This is a genomic window from Pseudoalteromonas sp. TB41 (assembly GCF_000497975.1).
Lineage (GTDB): Bacteria > Pseudomonadota > Gammaproteobacteria > Enterobacterales > Alteromonadaceae > Pseudoalteromonas > Pseudoalteromonas tetraodonis.
The window spans coordinates 24510-37002 of the sequence record NZ_AUTH01000090.1 but is presented as its reverse complement, the minus strand read 5'-3'; the positions used below and the strand labels follow the sequence as shown (position 1 = coordinate 37002).

Annotated in this window: 14 protein-coding genes; 7 read left to right on the top strand and 7 right to left on the bottom strand. The window is 40.4% G+C overall.

What is annotated here, in order from left to right; genetic code table 11:
• Positions 1-2 precede the first annotated feature (2 nt).
• On the bottom strand, positions 3-536 hold the full coding sequence (locus L641_RS0115350) for a hypothetical protein (protein WP_024602369.1): 534 nt from the start codon (positions 534-536) through the stop codon (positions 3-5).
• Between the two features lies 1 nt (position 537).
• Entirely contained in the window at positions 538-1992 is a 1455-nt protein-coding gene (locus L641_RS0115345; RefSeq protein ID WP_024602368.1) for a HAMP domain-containing sensor histidine kinase, read from the bottom strand.
• A gap of 297 nt (positions 1993-2289) precedes the next feature.
• On the opposite strand from L641_RS0115345, the gene L641_RS0115340 reads away from it, so the two are divergent.
• From L641_RS0115340 to L641_RS0115320, 5 genes are all read left to right on the top strand, one after another.
• A complete protein-coding gene (locus L641_RS0115340) occupies positions 2290-2523 on the top strand; it encodes a cag pathogenicity island protein Cag25 (RefSeq protein ID WP_013465728.1) in 234 nt (77 codons plus the stop codon).
• A gap of 12 nt (positions 2524-2535) precedes the next feature.
• A complete protein-coding gene (locus L641_RS0115335; RefSeq protein WP_024602367.1) occupies positions 2536-2763 on the top strand; it encodes a hypothetical protein in 228 nt (75 codons plus the stop codon).
• A gap of 156 nt (positions 2764-2919) precedes the next feature.
• Entirely contained in the window at positions 2920-3156 is a 237-nt protein-coding gene (locus L641_RS0115330) for an EF-hand domain-containing protein (RefSeq protein ID WP_016900452.1), read from the top strand.
• Positions 3157-3164: 8 nt separating this feature from the next.
• The gene (locus L641_RS0115325) at positions 3165-3401 is read left to right on the top strand and encodes a calcium-binding protein (protein WP_024602366.1); all 237 of its coding nucleotides are present in this window, start codon (positions 3165-3167) and stop codon (positions 3399-3401) included.
• 208 nt (positions 3402-3609) lie between these two features.
• Entirely contained in the window at positions 3610-5298 is a 1689-nt protein-coding gene (locus L641_RS0115320; RefSeq protein WP_024602365.1) for an amidohydrolase, read from the top strand.
• 27 nt (positions 5299-5325) lie between these two features.
• Here L641_RS0115320 and L641_RS0115315 read toward each other — a convergent pair whose 3' ends face one another.
• The gene (locus L641_RS0115315) at positions 5326-5562 is read right to left on the bottom strand and encodes a YgjV family protein (RefSeq protein ID WP_024602364.1); all 237 of its coding nucleotides are present in this window, start codon (positions 5560-5562) and stop codon (positions 5326-5328) included.
• 278 nt (positions 5563-5840) lie between these two features.
• Here L641_RS0115315 and L641_RS0115310 point away from each other — a divergent pair, with 278 nt between their 5' ends.
• Positions 5841-6497 carry a cyclic nucleotide-binding domain-containing protein gene (locus tag L641_RS0115310; RefSeq protein WP_024602363.1) on the top strand — a complete coding sequence of 219 codons (657 nt, stop codon included), beginning with the start codon at positions 5841-5843 and terminating at the stop codon, positions 6495-6497.
• Positions 6498-6745: 248 nt separating this feature from the next.
• On the opposite strand, the gene L641_RS0115305 is transcribed toward L641_RS0115310, so the two are convergent.
• Complete coding sequence (locus tag L641_RS0115305; protein ID WP_008111161.1) at positions 6746-7312, bottom strand: phosphoribosyltransferase family protein; 567 nt, start codon at positions 7310-7312, stop codon at positions 6746-6748.
• Between the two features lie 175 nt (positions 7313-7487).
• Positions 7488-8786 carry an aminopeptidase PepB gene (gene pepB / locus L641_RS0115300; protein ID WP_024602362.1) on the bottom strand — a complete coding sequence of 433 codons (1299 nt, stop codon included), beginning with the start codon at positions 8784-8786 and terminating at the stop codon, positions 7488-7490.
• A gap of 269 nt (positions 8787-9055) precedes the next feature.
• Here pepB and sfsA point away from each other — a divergent pair, with 269 nt between their 5' ends.
• The gene (sfsA, locus tag L641_RS0115295) at positions 9056-9775 is read left to right on the top strand and encodes a DNA/RNA nuclease SfsA (protein ID WP_024602361.1); all 720 of its coding nucleotides are present in this window, start codon (positions 9056-9058) and stop codon (positions 9773-9775) included.
• 42 nt (positions 9776-9817) lie between these two features.
• On the opposite strand, the gene L641_RS22385 is transcribed toward sfsA, so the two are convergent.
• Together L641_RS22385 and L641_RS23605 are read right to left on the bottom strand one after the other, a co-directional pair.
• On the bottom strand, positions 9818-12175 hold the full coding sequence (locus L641_RS22385; protein ID WP_253944066.1) for a penicillin acylase family protein: 2358 nt from the start codon (positions 12173-12175) through the stop codon (positions 9818-9820).
• Positions 12156-12368: a hypothetical protein gene (locus L641_RS23605; RefSeq protein ID WP_253944065.1), complete on the bottom strand. Its 213-nt coding sequence runs from the start codon at positions 12366-12368 to the stop codon at positions 12156-12158. Before L641_RS23605 ends, L641_RS22385 begins: the two co-directional genes overlap by 20 nt.
• Positions 12369-12493 lie beyond the last annotated feature (125 nt).

Here is a 12493-nt window from a genome sequence, read left to right as displayed (position 1 = left end):
AGTTACTGCTCCTTGGTTTCTTCACGTAGTAAAAGTTGCTGTTCAATTGCGGCTAATGACGACAAGGTTTTTTGCATTTTGGCGTTCAATGCTTGCTGTTGTTTTTTTGCATCTATTTGCATTAATACGTGCTGTTTTTGCAGCCATAAATAGTGCTTTATATCATCGGGCCAATAGTACGCCTGATCCAGCTTAAGTAATTGACTCATCACAGTATTGGGGTCACTACTAAGCTTTAAACATGCTGTACTAAAAAACGCTTTCAGTGCTTGCTCCCCTAAGTAGGTTTCATTGCTAGGCGCTAATTTAAAACCACCGCACTGATTGGCATGCCAAGCAATAACTTGCGCTGCAGAGGGATATATTGGCTCTGATTTTGGCCGAGGTTTGGGATTTGGCTGATTCGTTTTGCTATCTGGCTGAGAGGGTACATTTAATGCTGATTCACCCTGTATTTGAGTGTTTGTTATTTCACACCCAGATAAAAAAACAAGACTGCTGGTTAGCCATACAATAGCCATTAAACGCGCAGACATATTATTTAACTCCTTTATTTTTATAGGGGATGACAGTATTAAATCGACAGCCTTGCGGCTCATTATGCTCAATTTTTAGTTGCCCATGTAACTGTTCAACTGACTCTTTGACTATAGTAAGGCCTAAACCACTGCCTTGTAAGCTAATCTCTTTGGTATGTTTACCTTGATAAAACGCCCCAAAAACATGATCTCTTTCATGCTCTTTAATGCCACAACCCTCATCTGCTACTTGCATATTTAGGCCGTTATTTTCTAGACTCAAGCTAATAGTAACGACTTGGTTTGGCTGAGAAAACTTTAAGCCATTGGAAATTAACTGAATTAAAATCATTTCAATTAACTCCCGTGGCAAACTAAGAGAAATATTAGGTAAACTATTGTGCCAAATAAGCGATTGTTCTCGCGCATTTAAGCGGTGCTCAAAGTGGTTATTTACCTTTTTTATTAGCTGATTAAATTCCACTTCACTGACGTTGTCTTTACTGGTGCGAATGGCGTTATAACTCAATAAACTGTCTATCATAGTACGTAGCCTCACCATCGATTGACTGATCAGCCCAAGTACCGCTTTTTGCTCGTTGTTGATGGGGCCAACGATTTCATCGGCTAGTAATTCAGTGCCCTCAACCATAGAAGCCAAAGGGGTTTTTAATTCGTGAGTAACGTGGCGTAAAAATGTATCTTTTTGTTGTTCTAACATATGCAGCTGCGCTTGCACCCACTGTAACTTGTTACCTAACTCTATGAGTTCAGCTGATCCCTGCACCGATATTTTTTGCTGCCAATCTCCTTGGCCTAATTTATCAATCACTGAGGTTAAGCTTTTTAAGCGCCCGCTTATGCGCCACAAAAAACCGCCGCCAACAAGCAGCGTTAAAGGCGTAAGTGCAATCAACCAGTTTATAAAGGAAGCTTGTAAATTTGTGAGCTTAATTTGGTTTTGAGTGATTTTGGCTTCATTTTCCTCACGTAACCACAATGTTAGCTCCGCTAATATTTCGCTGATTGGCACAAATAACTCAGCTTGTTGACGCGCTTCAACCACAAGTTGAGTATGCGCCGTTTGCAAAGTATCCGTTAGCCGTTGCCATTGGTGTGTATTTGCTTGGTTATTTGAAAGCTGTTTTAGCTCATTGATGTTTTGCAATGATGATTGCCATTTATCTACGATTAGCTTATCGAGTGAGTCGCTCTTTAATACCCAGTTTTGTCTTGTTGCCCTTTCTAAACTATTAAGCTCTTGCTTAAGCAGATTAAACGACTTAGTTACTTGGTAATTATTACTCACAATTTGCTGAGTGACCGCTAATTGCTTATTTAATACATTTAAAAACACAATAACCACTATAGATAAGGGCAACAGCGACAACAGCATGCTCATTACAAATTGGCCAATTAAATTGGGGCGCCAATTTATCAATGCTTTATATTTTTCAGCCATGACTGCGGGCATACAAAAGTCCTTTACTATTTTTAAACGTTCTATTATTAAGCGCTCAACTTATACACTCGCTGAACCATCAAGGATAAAAAGCCCTGCTGTCTCTAAATAGCGACAAGTTAAGCAATTGATTTAAAAAATTTTAAACGCTTATAACTGCAAAATTGTTGCATAAAACACACAGTTACTTGTAAAAATTACGCACCAATCATCACAAAAAAAACATAACTCACTGATTATTAATAAAAATAAATATTGGCATTATTTTTGTTATGAGAACATTAATATTAATCTAAAAAGAGCCAAGGAATGTTCAAAAACAATTTACAGAACGCTGCACTTATCGGTTTGTGCCTAACCAGTACTCATTTATTCGCCCTTGATGTAGATGCTGAATTTAATCGTTTAGACAAAGACAGTAATGGCACATTAAGTGAAGCTGAAGCAGGTGAAGATGCTTTATTACATGAGAACTTTGCACAGATAGACACCGATGAAAACGGACTCATATCTCTAAACGAATTTAAGCTGTTTATAAAATAAAGGAGTACATTCATGAAACAACTAATTGGTGCTTTTTCGCTCCTATTTTTAGCTATTAGTGCCACCGCACTGGCATCGCCATTAAATGTACGTTTTATGCATTTAGATAAAAATATGGATGACCAAATATCGCTTGTTGAGGCAAAGCAAGATAAACAATTACTTAAGCAGTTTGCCGATTTAGACAAAGATAATAACGAGATGATTTCTAAAAAAGAATTCCAAAACTTTAAACCTTAAGTTTAGATTCAAGTTTAATCTATTAGTATAGAGTTAAAAGCACTTGCCATAATCCCTGAGGGAGTGTGTAAACGGATTTAATGTTGGGATTTAAATTATGGCAAGTGCTTTATTTCATTACTGCCAGCAATTAAAATATGCCTTGGAACGCCAACCATGAAAATACAGCTTCTCCTTATTGGTGCTTTACTATTTGTTAGCCATAGTGCCTGTGCACTTGATGTAAAGCAACGCTTTGAACATCTAGACACTAACAACGACGGGTATTTAACCCATAGCGAGCTTGCTGCTCAGCCTCAGCTATTAAACTCATTTTCAAATTGGGATGAAAATCAAGACAACAGAATTTCTTTAACTGAGTTTAAAAACTATCTAACCACCAATTTGTACTGAGTATTTAGATGAAACCTATCTGCCATATTATTTTACTAACGCTTACTGTTGTTAGCTGCATGAGCTTTGCGACAAATAGCTATATTGCCTCAGAATTTGAAAAACTTGACCGTAATCAAGATGGCTTTTTAACTCGTTCGGAAACTGCCAGTGATCCTGCTTTATGGTCACGTTTTGGCAGTTACGACCGTGATAAAGACGCACAATTGTCATTAAGCGAATATAGTTTGTACGCCAGTAAATAAATAGCTCCCTCAAATAAAGCCTAGTTAATTAGGCTTTATTTGAGAAGATTAAACAAATTCTGTCCTGTTAACACGCAACCTATCCTACCCTGAATTTGCTTGCTCTAGCTAAAAGCTGGGCTTATTCGACTATTAATAAATTATGCTATTGGTATTCTAAATTTGAGTTTGCTACTGTGATAGTACAAATAATAACAACATACCTTTTATGCGACTCAATAAATTAATTAAACCGGTATTACTAGCAAGCCTCTGCGCCTTATCTAGTGTGGCAATTGCACAAACGAAAGTAATATATAATGCCAATGGCTACACCCCTTTATACAAAGGAAAAATGCGCCACGGCGAAGTAAATACATTTACAACCTTAGTCATAAAAGATGGCAAAGTTGTAAAAACAGGTCCTGACAGCTTAAAAAATAGCTTCCCGGGCGCAACCCTAATTGACGCCAATGGAAAAACCTTATTACCAGGGCTCATTGATGCCCACGGACACGTAATTGGCCTGGGTGAAAACTTGTCACAGCTGGATGTGCGCGGCGCAAAATCGGTAGATGAAATAACCGCTAAGCTCAACGAATTTGCCAAAGGCAAAGAAGGTTGGATTATTGGTCGGGGCTGGAACCAAGAGCTATGGTCCGACACGCGTTTCCCTACCGCTGCTGATTTAGACAAAGTCGTCAGCGACCGCCCTGTTATTTTATCGCGAGTAGATAGCCATGCTATTTGGGTTAATTCAAAAGCACTAGAACTTGCCAATATTAATGCTGACACACCAGCCCCAGCAGGTGGAGAAATTATAAAAGACGAGTTTGGCAAACCAACCGGTATTTTTATAGATAAAGCAGAAACCTTGGTTACCCAGCATATGCCTGCAACGTCTGCGCAATCGGTTAGCAATGCATTAGATGCCGCAGGTAAACATTTGTTAAGCTTAGGCATTACCTCAACTCACGATGCAGGTATTGATAAAACCACGTGGCAAGTTTATAAACAGCGCGCTGAGTTAGGTACATTACCGCTTAGAATTGTAGCGATGTTAAGTGCAGCAAGCCCAGATTTAAACATGATGCTTAAAGCGGGTCGGTATCAAGATGCTCAAGATTTTTTATCTATTCGCAGTGTAAAAATTTACGCTGATGGTGCCTTAGGGTCACGCGGTGCCGCGCTTATTGAAGAATACGCAGACAGAGCAAACCACTTTGGCCTAATGCTTGAAACCCAACAAAAGCTAGAACAAGTATTTACACTCACTTTTAAAAGCGGGTTTAGTGCAAATACTCACGCCATTGGCGATAGAGCAAATAAAATTGTGCTCGATGCCTATCAAAATGTATTTAAGCAAACCGGTGGTATACTACTGCGTAATCGCATGGAGCATGCACAAATCGTCTCGCCAGAGGATATTCCGCGCTTTAAAACCCTGAAAATAATTCCATCAATGCAACCTGTGCATGCTACATCTGACATGCATATGGCAGAGCAGCGTTTAACCGATAAACAACTCAAAGGCGCATACGCTTGGCAAACATTCTTAGAGCAGGGGTCGACTATTGCAGCGGGTTCTGATTACCCTGTCGAGCTCGCGAACCCGTTTGATGGCTTATATTCTGCCATTACACGTATGGATCATAATCAATTGCCTGAAAACGGTTGGCGCGCCAGTGAAGTGTTAAGCAGAGAAGATGCATTACGTGCGTTTACCCTTGGCGGCGCGTATGCAGCGCATCAAGAGTTTAAGCTAGGGAGTTTAGAGCAAGGTAAATGGGCTGACTTTATACTGGTTGATCAAGACTACTTTAAAGTCCCCATTGAGCAGCTATACAAAACTCAGGTGCTGCAAACGTGGATTGCGGGTACGTTACGCTACGAAAAAGACGCCGCAAAAGCTGAGTAATTAAAAACAAAAAAGGGTTAACTTGCGTTAACCCTTTTTTGTATCAACTTTTGACTGACGATATAGCTTAATAATGTGATAAATATTAACCAAAGCCAACAAGCCGTTGGTAAAAGCCACCGGCACTGAGCCTATAGCCGCACCGTAAAAAGTAAACGCAATACAGCCCAATAAATTAAACCAACGTAGTTTGGTTACATCAGTCATGGTTAATGATATGACTAATAAGACGGATGCTAAATAACCTAAATATTCCCAACTCAATTGTTCTCTCCAAGGCTTTAGGTTAGTATTACGCGTTAAATTTTAGTACATTATTAAGCTACGCTACGCAGTAGTTAAAATAAAAAAGCTAACTTACCAATAAAACCTTAAAATATACTGGTTAATACCACAATTTTTAATCATTACACGGAAGAATGAAGGTCATTTAACGCTATTAATTATATTAACGGCGTGGGCAAGTTAGCATAAATTCTTAATCTTAATGCTATCGTCATTAAGGTGTAATAAATAGGACAATTGTCCGAAGAGCATGATTGATGTTTCAATACCATTTTTCCAGTTACCTTGTTGATCAATTGCTGACGTTTGCCGGCAGTAGTTTTCAGCAATCAAAAAAAGAAATATTAATACAGCAAGACCAACCGTTAACTAAGTTGGTGTTAGTGCGAAGTGGAACTGTATCGTTTAGTTACGATGTAGGTAATGGCAGGCGCCTGCTTCTTGGCCAACTCGACTGTAACAATACCCTAATTGGCGAAATTGAAGCACTTAATAATAACCCCTGCATTTACACGGTAACCTGCTTTAGTGATGTCACGTATAACTTGATTGAATTAAAACATTGGCGCGCATTATTGCTCGATAAACCCGAGCTAAGCTTATATACGGCGCAAACGATTGCGGCTAAGTTTCAAGAAAATCAAAAAATTAATTTAGATAAGCTGTTACTGCCGTTGAGCTACAATATTGCCAAAGACTGCTTATTACGTGCAGAGAATAACAATCCCACCTTGTTACGTGCTTACCCTACGGTAAATGCAGAAGCTGAGCGCTTTGCAACCACTGAGCGTGCATACAGGCGTGTAGTGAGTGAGTTAGTAGAGAAAAACTTAGTGCAAAGAAGCTCGCAAGGACTACAAGCTGTCGATATACCCAAATTAAGTGACTATGTAGATAGCTTTGCACAGCTTTAAAGACAATAAAAAAGGCCACTAAGGCCTTTTTTATTAGGTAAAATAATGCTTAACCTGAACTCTGGTTAAGAGATTTACTAACATATTGATTATGGGTGATAGTTAGATTTATTTTCTCTAGCCAGAGATTTACAGTGAAAACAAGGCGAATTTTCGCGTCAATAGCTGGCCTATTGCAAGTAAATTCAACGCAGTTAGCGCTGAAAATAGCTGCTTGAGATAGATTTATTATCCAGAGGTCAGGTTACTTACTTTTCAAGTAAAATATCGTGGATTTTAGCTAAATCAGATTTACCTTCAATAATTTCATCCGGCGTTAAACCTGATAATTCATGCGGGAATACTAACCACTCTTCAGATTCATGAATGTAGTAATCAGGCACTGTATCAACTTTTGAATTTTTTGGCTTGTAGTATGGACAAGCAATACGAATATCACGTGGTAAGTTTAAACGCATTAGCTCAGAGAGCTTCTCTTTTAACGCTACAATACTACGACCTGAGTCAAAAACATCGTCAACAATCAGTAAAGAGTCACCTGCATTTGCGTTTTCAACTATGTAGTGTAAACCATGTACTTTGATTTCTTTTGATTGCTTACCAATACCGTAATAAGACGAGGTACGAACCGCAATGTGATCCGTTTCTATACCTTTGTAATCATAATATTCCTGAACCGCAATCCCAATTGGAGCACCACCGCGCCATATACCAATAATAAAATCTGGACGAAAGCCATCTTTATACACTTGTGCCGCTACGCGGAATGAATCTTCAAGTAATTGTTGAGCCGTGATATAGCACTTTTCTGACATAGTAAGGATCCCAGTGGTATGTATAATATTTGAGCGAGGTTTAAATAAAAATAGATGCCCAAACACGTAATGGCGAAGGATTTTACCGTAAATAAAACAAAATTGCTTGTTTGGCGGATAAAAAAATAGGCACCCTAAGGTACCTATTTTTTAACTAATGCGTAATCTCAGTAGATTATGCCTTTTCAAGTAGGGTACGTGCTACGGTGCGCATACCTTGTGTAGTTGCACCTGAAGCCCATTGACTTGTGCTACCACCCATATTAAATGCAGCGGCTAAATCGATGTGTACCCAGCCTTTGCCATCGTTTGGCACAAAGCGAGATAAGAAACCAGCGGCGTTAGATGCACCACCGAAACCACCGCCTTTTTGGGCGCGGCTATTTGCTGTATCCGCATACGGCGATGGGCAGTTTTGTTGATGCCACTTTTCAAGTGGTAATGGCCATGCGGCTTCCATTTCTTGTGACGCAAAGTCTTCCACTTCACGCACTAGCTCTTTATCAAGGGCAAACAATGCGTTGTACTCTTGACCAACAGCAACAAGGGCGGCACCAGTAAGGGTTGCCGCATCAATAATTAGTGGAGCGCCTGTCTCGCCTGCGGCCATTAAGCCATCAGCCAATACTAAACGCCCTTCAGCATCGGTATTTACAATTTCAACGGTTGTGCCATTTTTGTAAGTAAGAATGTCACCTAGTTTGTATGCATTACCCGAAATTAAGTTCTCTGCACAACATAAAAACAACTTAATACGCTTTTCTACGCCACGGCTAATTGCCAGTGCCAAACCTGCGGTTACCGTTGCTGCACCACCCATGTCGCACTTCATACCCAACATACCTTCGCTTGGTTTAATTGAGTAACCACCTGAGTCAAACGTAATACCTTTACCAACAAGTGCTGCGCTTACCGGTGCGTTCTCATCGCCAGTTGGGTTGTAATCAAGCTCAAGTAATACTGGCGGACGCTCACTACCACGGCCAACGGCATGAATACCAATCCACTGCTGTTCTAATAGCGCATCGCCTTTTATGATTTGATAGCTAACATGCTCTGGTGCAAGTGATTGAATAAATTCAGCGGCTTTTTCAGCTAAGCTTTCTGGGTAAATGTCATCGGCGGTACCATTGATCATTTCGCGCGCCCACGTTGCCGATGCTTTTAAATCAGCGAGTTCTTTAAGATCAGATTGTGCGTTATCAACAAACTCAACACCGTTTAGTACTTTTGGTGATACAAAGCCTTGGTAAAAAGCCCATTGGCTCTCTGTGCACCATACATCACCTTCAAGAACAACATTTTTAATGCCTTGATTTGCAATTGTACGACCCGCTTTTTGCACATTTTTTAATGTTTCTTGCTCAGATAAATGAACCGTTGCGCCGTGTTCGTTAAAAGATAATGACGCACTTTCGCCCCAATGCTCTGGTGCCAACTGCTCGCTTAATTGAACAACAAATTTTTCACTCATGTTAGAATATCCTTGCACTTAAATGTGCGGTTGAGTTTACTATAGAGCGCTTAAGTTCCCAACTGCTTGAGGTGAATAACCTCAACCGGCCTGTAAACCTCAATTTCACTTACCCTAAACTCAGGTTATTAAGTTTGCTAACATATTGAGCTATCAAAATATTTAAGTTTATTATCTCTAGAAAAAATGAACTCAACGCAGTTAGCGCTAAAACAACTACTTGAAATAAACTTATTATCCAGCGCTCAGGTTACATAAGGAAGTCATAAATGAAGTACACCCCGCCATTACAATCTGCCACTTTATTAAAGCGTTACAAACGCTTTTTAGCTGATTTAGAGCTCAGTGATGGCACTACTTTTACCGCTCACTGTGCTAATACGGGTAAGATGACGGGCTGTGCCGATGCCGGTTTTACTGCCTTTTATTCCACCAGCAGTAATACCAAGCGAAAGTACCCGCAGTCATTAGAGCTGACGCAAAATAATGTATCACAGCTTATTTGTGTAAATACCGCTATCGCCAATAAAGTGGTCGAAGAAGCACTTAATAATGGGGTTATTGATGAGCTTACAGGCTATCAACACATACAAAGTGAAGTGAAGTATGGCAGTGAAAACAGCCGCATCGACTTTTTACTTACCCACAGCAGCAAAGCCAATTGCTATGTTGAAGTAAAATCAGTCACGCTGCTGAGCGAAGATCATCCACAAAGTGGTCAAGGCTACTTCCCTGACGCCCAAACTGTTCGTGGGCAAAAGCATATTCGTGAATTAATCGACATGGTAAAACAAGGGCATCGAGCGGTATTACTATTTGCAGTGCTGCACCAAGGCATCACACAAGTCAGTGCTGCGGTGCATATTGACCCAGCCTATGCACAATTGCTTAGCGAGGCCATTGAGCAAGGCGTAGAAGTATTAGCTTATAAAGCACACATTTCAGCGAGTGAAGTTACTTTAATTGAAAAAGTGCCGTTTATTGACTAGGTAAACAGCGCGCCAGCATTCGTACTGGCGCTCAAAGTGTGCTTACTCTTTACTCATTGATAAATCCATTTCATTAATTAAATTTAGATTAATATCTGCATCTTTAAATAAGATGGGTCTTAATACTGGCGTATTTGAGTAAAAACGCGATTGATCATCAAAATGTTCTGAGCTTGAATCTGAACTTTGCGACATAGTCAGTAATCCTTTTGCCACAGGACCATCATCGGTAAAGTTCATCACAAACATCCAGCTCGATCCGTAATTAACAGGGTAACCACTGGCTGTTAAATTTGACGCTAACGGTTTACCTGTTATCGCATCATCCAATGTTTGATGATCGATATATGGGATCACTGTAGAAAATGAACGACTGCTACTGCGATCAAAACGATACACATTAAAGCCTCCTTCCACACTCATTGGCCCACTCCAAGGAAGTTGCTCGCCTGAAGCAATGCCGCCTGCTAGCGTTTTTTCAACAAATTGCAGCTCACCTAAAGTACTGTTTAATGCCACGCCATTGCTTTGTAAATTAAGCACTGCATGCGCTAATGCCGTTAACGCAGAGCCATCGGCAAGTAAGGTATTTGGCGTATTTGCAGGGTTGGTCACATCAAAATTATCATATAAGTATTCATCACCATTAAATAAGTGAGCAAACTCTCTGATTAACGCAGCACCTTGTGTATCAAGGTTCATAGCGCCATTCCAGTCCTCTAACACGGCGCAGGCAGCTGTTAGGTCAATACTTGATCCATTAGTTAGTGTAACCGGTGTTGCGCCACGCGCTTTACACTGGGCAACTAAATCATCAAATACTAATTCACCTAAATAGATACGATTGCCTACTAGCGTATTTTCAAGTTCAGCCAAATCAAACTTACTGTCTTCACCGCCTCCCTCTTTTATGAGCTTCAACCCCATACGGGTACGCAATGATAATGGCTGATGAACATCGCCATATTGCGCAGCAAAGCCCACAAGAGGTTGTTCAAGATTAGTAACCCAATAGCTGTCATTTGAGTTTTGTACGTAGTCAGTGCGACTTAGTTGGGGAGCTTGTTCAAAAGGCACAACGCCTTGCGGCTCAAATAACTTTAAGTTACCAGGTACTAAATCAAAGCCCGTCGACTCTCTAAGTGCAACCAATTCAGGTTGCAAACGAATTGCCATATTTGCGGTATCACTCAGTTTCAAAACGGTGCTGTCATCAACAAAAAAGACATTACCTTCTTTATCGCTGGCCATGGTGTTATTAAATGAAACGCCATCGTATTTAGCAAACGAGGCCTTCATCTCTTCTAAGCTGGTTGCTTGATTAATAGCTGACCACTGAGCAACCACATCCATATTAAACTCATTGGCATCTTTGATGGTAAATGCTTGGCTGTCGTTCCACCCTAAACCATTTGCGGCAGGTGTTTCAATCATTAAACCATGGTGGCTATAGTAAAACGGTTTGCTAAGTGTAATTGTGGTCCCTGGTGCCACAGTTACCTCAACGTTAATTGTTTTTGAAGTAATTTCATAATTATCACCTTCAACGCTGTAACTCATGCGATCATTTTCATTTAGTGCTAGCTGATAAATTAAAAAATGACGTGCTGTAGAAAAAGTATGGGTCCAAGCTATGTGCTCATTAAAACCAATATTGATCACTCCTGGCATCCCTTGCAAACTGCCCCCCATTACATTCATAGCGTTGGGAATGGTTAGGTGTGATTGCCAAAAGCGTAAATTGCCCTCGTGAGGAAAATGAGGATTTGCTAATAGACCACCTTTACCATTGGCCATCATATCTTTACCAAGCCCCCAACCATTTGACCCTAAGTGATCAAATTTTTTCTCTAGCTTAAATTGCTTTGCTCGCTGATTAATATTGCCTACCATTGAAGACACAGCACTTGGCTGCTCTGACGTAGGCATTGGCAGATACTCATTCGCATCACCCGGGTTTGCTAAAAAAGCGAGCTCTAAAAAGTTAGCCGAGCTGGCTAGCTGCACTGTAGCCATAGAGTACGCCAACATATCTTGTGCTGTTAAACTGGTAACCCAAGGTGCAGAGGCACACTCCGGCGCTAAATTATCAACCCCCGTATCAGTAACGTATTTATTAAAGCCTTGCACAAACCCTTCAAAGTGCGCTCGGCTGTTCTCTTCTAATTGATCATAATTGGCTTGAGCATATTCATTCACACCCAAGGCTTTATAACCAAAGTCAGAAATTAAATGCGTTGAGTCGCCACTGCCTGGTACTTTATCTGGACCATAGTATTTCGAGCGTTCACCGCGCACTTTAATAATTTGATCCATCAATAGACACGCATGATCTTTAGCATAAGCATAACCACTACCAAACGCTAAGCTCTCTAAGTTATCAGCAGTGATATGCGGCACACCGAAGTGTAGTCCAACGGATATTCGCATCAAGTTTATTATCGTCATCAAATGCAATTATTGGCGCGTTCGTCTCTGGAACGGGATCAGGCACCACGACAATTGGTGGTGCAACGTTATTGTCATTGTCTTCGCTACAACCAATTAAAAGTAGGCTACTGGCGATACAAAGTGAGAGTAAATGGGGCTTCATTGTGGTGTTCCTTGTCATTATTATTTGTTTAACTTTACAACCATGCCGTAAATACTTATTAAAATCTTGACCTCAAACGCACAAAATTGACTTTGCGCGCCAGTTAGGGCAGCTTAAACTTTAAC

What these genes read in the sequence shown, in the direction of transcription:
- sfsA (WP_024602361.1), top strand. Translation starts at nt 9,056, where the DNA reads ATGAAGTACACCCCGCCATTACAATCTGCCACTTTATTAAAGCGTTAC.
- L641_RS0115345 (WP_024602368.1), bottom strand. Translation starts at nt 1,992, where the DNA reads ATGCCCGCAGTCATGGCTGAAAAATATAAAGCATTGATAAATTGGCGC.
- L641_RS0115310 (WP_024602363.1), top strand. Translation starts at nt 5,841, where the DNA reads ATGTTTCAATACCATTTTTCCAGTTACCTTGTTGATCAATTGCTGACG.
- L641_RS0115320 (WP_024602365.1), top strand. Translation starts at nt 3,610, where the DNA reads ATGCGACTCAATAAATTAATTAAACCGGTATTACTAGCAAGCCTCTGC.
- L641_RS0115335 (WP_024602367.1), top strand. Translation starts at nt 2,536, where the DNA reads ATGAAACAACTAATTGGTGCTTTTTCGCTCCTATTTTTAGCTATTAGT.
- L641_RS0115330 (WP_016900452.1), top strand. Translation starts at nt 2,920, where the DNA reads ATGAAAATACAGCTTCTCCTTATTGGTGCTTTACTATTTGTTAGCCAT.
- L641_RS0115325 (WP_024602366.1), top strand. Translation starts at nt 3,165, where the DNA reads ATGAAACCTATCTGCCATATTATTTTACTAACGCTTACTGTTGTTAGC.
- L641_RS23605 (WP_253944065.1), bottom strand. Translation starts at nt 12,368, where the DNA reads ATGAAGCCCCATTTACTCTCACTTTGTATCGCCAGTAGCCTACTTTTA.
- L641_RS0115305 (WP_008111161.1), bottom strand. Translation starts at nt 7,312, where the DNA reads ATGTCAGAAAAGTGCTATATCACGGCTCAACAATTACTTGAAGATTCA.
- L641_RS0115350 (WP_024602369.1), bottom strand. Translation starts at nt 536, where the DNA reads ATGTCTGCGCGTTTAATGGCTATTGTATGGCTAACCAGCAGTCTTGTT.
- pepB (WP_024602362.1), bottom strand. Translation starts at nt 8,786, where the DNA reads ATGAGTGAAAAATTTGTTGTTCAATTAAGCGAGCAGTTGGCACCAGAG.
- L641_RS0115340 (WP_013465728.1), top strand. Translation starts at nt 2,290, where the DNA reads ATGTTCAAAAACAATTTACAGAACGCTGCACTTATCGGTTTGTGCCTA.